Annotated in this window: 5 protein-coding genes and 1 pseudogene; 2 read left to right on the plus strand and 4 right to left on the minus strand. The window is 55.2% G+C overall.

Going from position 1 to position 6,616, the window contains the following annotated elements; genetic code table 11:
* Positions 1-28: 28 nt before the first annotated feature.
* Positions 29-1,108 carry a site-2 protease family protein gene (locus VFE46_07920; GenBank protein HZZ27919.1) on the minus strand — a complete coding sequence of 360 codons (1,080 nt, stop codon included), beginning with the start codon at positions 1,106-1,108 and terminating at the stop codon, positions 29-31.
* Positions 1,109-1,246: 138 nt separating this feature from the next.
* Between VFE46_07920 and VFE46_07925 the strand changes: the two genes are divergently transcribed.
* Positions 1,247-1,777, plus strand: coding sequence for an NUDIX hydrolase (locus VFE46_07925; protein HZZ27920.1), 531 nt, complete (start codon positions 1,247-1,249; stop codon positions 1,775-1,777).
* A gap of 92 nt (positions 1,778-1,869) precedes the next feature.
* On the opposite strand, the pseudogene smpB reads toward VFE46_07925, so the two are convergent.
* Positions 1,870-2,319, minus strand: a pseudogene (gene smpB, locus VFE46_07930) (SsrA-binding protein SmpB).
* Positions 2,320-2,552: 233 nt separating this feature from the next.
* Between smpB and lipA the strand changes: the two are divergent.
* Positions 2,553-3,449: a lipoyl synthase gene (gene lipA / locus VFE46_07935; GenBank protein ID HZZ27921.1), complete on the plus strand. Its 897-nt coding sequence runs from the start codon at positions 2,553-2,555 to the stop codon at positions 3,447-3,449.
* Between the two features lie 269 nt (positions 3,450-3,718).
* Here lipA and VFE46_07940 read toward each other — a convergent pair whose 3' ends face one another.
* Both VFE46_07940 and VFE46_07945 read right to left on the minus strand, forming a co-directional pair.
* Complete coding sequence (locus tag VFE46_07940; protein ID HZZ27922.1) at positions 3,719-4,375, minus strand: hypothetical protein; 657 nt, start codon at positions 4,373-4,375, stop codon at positions 3,719-3,721.
* Positions 4,376-4,421: 46 nt separating this feature from the next.
* The coding region (locus tag VFE46_07945; GenBank protein HZZ27923.1) for an ATP-binding cassette domain-containing protein at positions 4,422-6,616 on the minus strand (2,195 nt) is incomplete at its 5' end.

Consider the following 6,616-nt stretch of genomic DNA (forward strand, 5'->3'; position numbering starts at 1 on the left):
GACGCGCTTGCCGTCTCAGCTGAATGGACTAGGATTGCAGTCGATTTCGATAGCGCGCGCTGACCCGCTGCAAAAGCGAGCGATCTTCCGGCGACAGGCCATCCACGCCCAATTCCTTCACGCGCACAAGAACGTCATCAACCCGGCGTTCCTCATCGGCCTCAATTTCGCGCATCCGGCGTTCTTTCATTTCCTGGCGTTGTTGCAACCAACGGCGCATAGGTCCTGGACCCTGCTGGCGACGTCGCGGGCCAGTTGGTTGCTCCAAGCTTGTGAACCCTTGGGAGAAATCGTAACCAAAAAGGTCATCTTCCGGGTCTTCATCTCCGACTTGTTGCACTTCCTGTTGCGAACTGAAGTATAGATAAAGCGCCATCAGCACCAACGGAAACCATATAGGAATTAAGGGATAGTTATTTTGCGGATCGTGTAATACCAAAGCCAGCAGGCAAAACATGAGAGCAGTTAGCATCCCACTGCGGCTCACCGTCCGAATTGCTCCTCGGTAGCCCATCACCGGCCACAACACGCTGCGCAACGCTCTGCCGCCATCGAGTGCGGGCGCCGGTATCAAATTCACTAGTAACAGCAGCCAGTTCAACCAAAACGCCATTTTCGCGGCCACGATTCCCAGCGAGCCATTCAACATGTTCTCCGGATAAAACGGGTGCGGCAGAATTTCACCCAAATTCACTTCCTGCAACATCAACACCGGGCCCAATGCCAGCAGAACGAGAAAATGAACCAGTGGGCCGGCCAAGGCCACAGCAACTTCACGATGTGGTTCACGCGGCATGTTGGGCAGGTTCATTCCACCCAATGGTCCCAGAACCACCAAATCTACATTGCCGCCTAATTGCCAGGCCGCCAGCGCGTGGGCTATCTCGTGCAGAACCAATGAAAGCAAAAGCACGGCCGCGGCCACGAGTCCGTAAATGGACCCATCGTCCAGAGTATGAGAATGAACGATGTGCGTTATCTGCGTTGCAAAATACTGCGTCGCAAAATACATCATTCCCACGATGATGACCAGGAGCGAGGCATGGACGTACACTCGCACGCCTCCCCACAGGCCACAGTTCAAGCTCCAGTGCGAATTGTCGCGCATCGTAGCAGTTCCGGCCGCAACCCTTGGTGCACAACCGCCCGAACCGTTATCTTAACATCCGACTTGGCCACTGGCAATAATTCCGAACATGCTAGCGGATTCCGTGCGCCAGGCATCGGACGATTGAAAGGGTCAAACTTGAAGGAACCACAAGAATTGCTGTTACGAGCCCGGCGGTTTAGTGTCGTGCGGATCGCTCACCGTGTGCCCGATGGTTCGCTGCATCAATACGAGGTTGTGCAACATCCCGGCGCAGTTGTAATTCTTCCACTTGTGACACCAGATCGCGTTTGCTTGATTCGCAATTATCGTGTTGCTGTGGGTGAAACGTTGTGGGAATTGCCCGCTGGAACACTGGAACCGGGCGAAGAACCAGCCGTAACGGCGCCGCGGGAACTCTTGGAAGAAACCGGCTATCGCGCCGGCCGGATAGAAAAACTCACGGAATTTTTCATGTCGCCGGGCATTTTACACGAGCGGATGCACCTGTTTCTCGCTACCGAATTGTATGAAGGTCAGGCCAGGCCGGAATCGGGTGAGGAAATTGAAACCCACGTAATGAGTTTGGACGAAGCCCTGGCGATGTGCGATCGTGGTCAGGTGCAGGATGCAAAAACACTTGTCGGCCTGCTGTGGTACGACCGCCTGTGGCAGAGAAAGAACCAATGACCAAATCCCGATGACCAAACACCGCCCGCCTTGGGTCATTGGTGCTAGGTCATTCGTTAGACATTTGTCATTCGTCATTCATCATTTCCGAATTATCCCCGCCTCATTGCCCGTTGAATATCCCGCTGGGCCGATTTGTTCTTGAGCACCTCGCGCTTGTCATGCAGCTTGCGGCCCTTGCAAAGGCCCAGCAACACTTTTGCCCGACCCTCGGTGAAGTACATTTTCAGCGGAATGAGCGTGAGTCCTTTTTCCGTGGCTTGGGCGGCGAATTTTTTGATTTCTCGCCGATGCAGCAGCAGTTTGCGTGGTCGCTTTGGAACGTGATTTTGCCGATTGGCCTGCACGTACTCAGGAATATCGCAACCCAACAGCCACAGCTCGTTGCCTTTCAACCGAGCATAGGCTTCTTCCAGCGACATTCGGCCCGCGCGCAGGCTTTTCACCTCGCTGCCCACCAGCATAATGCCGCACTCCAGCGTCTCCAGCACTTCGTATTCGTGCCGCGCCTTGCGATTTTGTGCGATGAGCCGTTCGTTGTCGTGCTCACGATCTGCAGTGGCTTTTTTGCCGCCTTTTTTTCCAGCAGTTTTTTTGGCCGTGGCGAAATTCCTCCTGAAGCATTGTCAACTCTTAGCCCAAGCGGCTACCATGCCGCCGATCAAGCGATGCGAAAGACGTCTGCTTGGGCACACAAATCGTACGATCGATTCTTTCTCCGCTTTTCTTGGGACGAGTCCCACGCTACAGTTAACTATTCTCACCGATTGTTACCATGCAACTCGTTACGCTCAATCCCTCCGGCAATATCGTCTCTCCAGCGACCGGCCCGCGCCTACCGCCGTGGCTAAAAAAGAATCTGCCCCTGGGGGGCGGTTTACAATTTACTTCCCGGCTAATTGACGATTTGCACCTGGAAACGGTCTGCGAAAGCGCCAAATGCCCCAATCGAATGGAATGCTGGTCGCAAAAAACGGCCACGTTCATGATTTTGGGGAATGTCTGCACCCGGCCATGCGGCTTTTGTTCCGTTCCCAAAGGCAAAACGGAAGCTTTGGAGGTAGATGAGCCAGATCGAGTGGCCGAAGCCGCCGCCCGGCTGGGTTTGAAGCACGTACTAATCACGTCGGTTACCCGCGATGATTTACCGGACGGAGGTGCAGACCATTTTTATTCCTGCGTGCTTGCAGTCCGCAATCGAACCGGGGCCGCCGTGGAAGTGCTCACCCCTGATTTTCTTGGCAAGCCCGGCGCGCTGGCTCGTGTTCTGGAATCCCGGCCCGAAGTTTTTAATCACAACACAGAGACCGTGCCCCGGTTGTATCGAGCAATCCGTGGCCGCAAAAGTGATTATCGCTGGACGCTTGAATTGTTGCGGCAGGCCAAGCAAATCGACCCACGGGTTAAAACCAAAAGTGGCCTCATGCTAGGCTTGGGCGAAACTCGCGAGGAGTTGCTTGATACACTGGCCGATTTGCTCGACGTTGGCTGCGACATGCTCACGCTTGGGCAATATCTCCAGCCGACGCCTCTGCATTTGCCCGTGATACGTTATGTGCCGCCGACGGAATTCGACGAGTTAGGTCGCGCTGCCAAAGCGATGGGCTTCCGCCGCGTCGCTAGTGGACCCTTTGTCCGTTCCAGCTACCACGCCGGAGAAATGAATGCCTAATGCCGAATATCTAAGAGGCTGTTTCAAAACTGGACTTCCTTCAAGGGTGGCTGGGGTCGAGTGCCGCCGAGCCCCCAGTGAATAGGCTGCTGGGGGCTCCCTTCGGTCGACCCCAGCCACCCGATTCCTAGTTTTGAAACAGCCTGTAAGGGAATGACGAAATTCCAATGACGAATGAATCTTTTCACGCTTCGTTATTCTTGCGGCACATTCGCCATTAGTTTCTTCGTCATTATCCTCTCAATGCCTCAGTGTCTCCGTGGTTTGATTTAGCTATGCGCAAGTTCCAGCGTGCCCCATGTGCTGGGATCTTCTCGATAAGGCAATGCCGGCGGGCAGCAAAACGTGTGTTCGCCAATTTCGCGGTCGATCACCGCCCAGTGAAATCCGAGCTTGGGATGTTCGGCTGGATCGAAGCCCGTCAGGGCTGCAGCAGGAATGGCCACGTCCAAACGGTATCCATCGTTTTGCTTATGGCATACCGCGCCCAATGAACCGCGCACCAGCGGCTTGGGATTTTCCCGGGCTCGATTAATGGCGATGAGTTCGGCTACAGGTTCGCCCTGTTGATGTCCGCCGCCAGCGGGCAAAAACACGAACTGATGACAAAAGCGACTGGCGCGGTGAATGTTGTGCGTATCGCGGGTATCTATCCACAAGTAGACGCCGTCGCTGTCGTTAATACGGCTTTCGCGGCACCAGGGCGGTTGCTTCTTCCCCTTCACGGATGCAGAAAATGCCATTCCCTGAACGTTCCAAGCGGCACGCACTTCAACCCGCTGGGGAGCGTCGTCCAGTTCGGCAAAGCTAGGCAGCAGATAATCATCTCCCAAGACCACGCCCTGGGGTGTCCAAATCTTCGCCGCTGGCCGGCAAGGCACGGCAAATCGAAACAAAAAACTGGGCGGGAGAAGTTGCTGGGACATGATGGAAAGTAATGAGGAATATGTATATGGCGTTAAATCACAACCGCTAATCGCTTGCCGCTAATTGCTTTTTCCGAAACAGCGGCTGTTTCTCTCCGTTCTGGGCGATGACCGCTGCGTGCTCGCGCAGAAGTGCTGCCAAATCGCCGCGGTGTAAATTGTCTGAATTTACGAATCGCAATTTCATTACGTCGACCTCCGCTCGACCGGCGTCGAATTCCGGCTCCGAGCCCAATTCCGCAATGCGTCCCAAAGCGAAGCGCCCCTTGGGGCCAGCCAGCGATAATTCCACTGCCGCCAATTTTTTCGTCCACACCCGAGCCCACGGTTCGCGCTGTCCGGGCAACAGCAAATTGACAACCTGGCTGTGGTTCCACAATGCTTGAACTTGCGGCGCCGCCGCTAAAAGCATTTCTAACAGCTCCTCCAATACTTCGGCTTCCCAGGCGATTTTCTTGCCGGGCGGAAAACCCTTTCGTAATAAATGCCACTTGCGGCCTAGCACCATCCAGGGCATGACCGATTCCGGATCTTGTTGTGCCCGCTGAGTTATTTTTTTGAACCCGGCCACCGCTTGTTCTAAGAACGGCCAAAAATGCTTGTGATCGATTTCGTCCAACGAATGCACTCGCAATTCCACTTCTTGCCACGGCCCACGTAGCGTGCGGACTTTCACCCGGCTGTCTGTGCCGTACACCGGCAAATCATGCATTTCGTTCAATGGCTTCATGCCCAGATGACTAATGAGCTGCTCGCGGTTGAAAGTTGCTTTGGCAGTGCGAAATTTCAATTTCAACAGCCATTGTTCGCCGGTGATGGCGTGCAGGAACCAACCGTCCGCTTTCTTTTGTGCAGCAATTTCCACAACGCTTCGATCGTTCCAATTGGTGGGGCTGAAGTCGCCAAGCTCCTGAATGCGATCGACCACTTGCTCCAAAATCCGGCCATCCCAGCGACACGGCTCGCCGTTGCGGCCCACCCGATCGACGATGTGCCAGCGCCGCCCATCGCTTTCCCACGGCATTTTGGTTTGCTCACCGACAGCGGCAATTTCCAAATCGCCAGCCTGTTTCACTTGAACGGCGGCAAAATCGTGTGGTTTGCGTTCTTCGTGGGGACCGGCAGCAAGAACTGGCGCCAGTGCGGCGGCGGTGTAGGAATCGCTCGCCTGGCGGCTCGCGGCTAAACTTTTGTCCGCCGTACTCTTCTGTTTTCCGCGCCTCATTTTCTGACCACTGACCACTGGCCGCAGACCACAAATTTCCTCCGGAGAACCCTCTGCAACCATTTGTCCGCCACCGTCGCCAGCTTCGGGACCCAGATCAATGACCCAATCGGCCGTTTTGATCACGTCCAAATTATGTTCGATCACCACAACCGTATTGCCCAAATCGACCAGTCGATGCAATACATCCAGCAGCTTGCGAATGTCGTCAAAATGGAGGCCGGTCGTCGGCTCGTCCAGCACATACAGCGTCCGGCCGGTGTCCGGTCGGGCTAATTCAGCGGCTAATTTCACTCGCTGAGCTTCACCTCCGGAAAGCGTGTGGGCGGGCTGGCCCAAGCGAAGATAATCCAGCCCCACGTCGCACAGCGTTTGCAAAATGCGGCGGATTTTTGGAATGTTTTCAAACAGCTTGAGCGCCCGGCCGCAAGACATTTCAAGCACGTCGGCAATCGATTGCCCATGATACGTGACGGCCAACGTTTCCGGATTGTAGCGGCGCCCGCGGCAGGTATCGCACTGTACCCACACATCGGGCAGAAAATGCATTTCGATGCACAGCTCGCCGTTTCCTTCGCAGGTTTCACATCGGCCGCCAGGAGCGTTAAAGCTGAATCGCCGGGGAGTATAACCGCGCACCTTCGCTTCCGGCAGTTGCGAAAATAGCTGTCGAATTAAATCGAACACGCCGGTATACGTGGCCGGATTACTCGTAGGCGTACTGCCCAAGGGCTGTTGATCGACTCGAATGATTTTGTTGACTTGCTCCACGCCACGGATTTCGTCGTGCACGCCGGGAATTTCGCCCGCCCGATGCAGCGTGCGCGCCAGCGATTTGCAGAGTACATCTTCGATGAGCGAACTTTTGCCCGACCCGCTAACTCCGGTGACGGCGGTCAGCGTGCCTAAGGGAATGCGGACTGTGAGATTGCGCAAATTGTTGTGTCGCGCGCCGATGATTTCGAGTGCTGGCTCGCTTCCCTTACGGTTCGTGGCAAAGCGTCTGTTCGTAGGAA

It is taken from the genome of Pirellulales bacterium (assembly GCA_035656635.1).
In the GTDB taxonomy this organism is placed as follows: Bacteria; Planctomycetota; Planctomycetia; order Pirellulales; family JADZDJ01; genus DATJYL01.

Excerpts from the sequence above, each read along its gene's own strand:
- VFE46_07940 (HZZ27922.1), bottom strand. The coding sequence starts at position 4,375 with ATGTCCCAGCAACTTCTCCCGCCCAGTTTTTTGTTTCGATTTGCCGTG.
- VFE46_07920 (HZZ27919.1), bottom strand. The coding sequence starts at position 1,108 with ATGCGCGACAATTCGCACTGGAGCTTGAACTGTGGCCTGTGGGGAGGC.
- lipA (HZZ27921.1), top strand. The coding sequence starts at position 2,553 with ATGCAACTCGTTACGCTCAATCCCTCCGGCAATATCGTCTCTCCAGCG.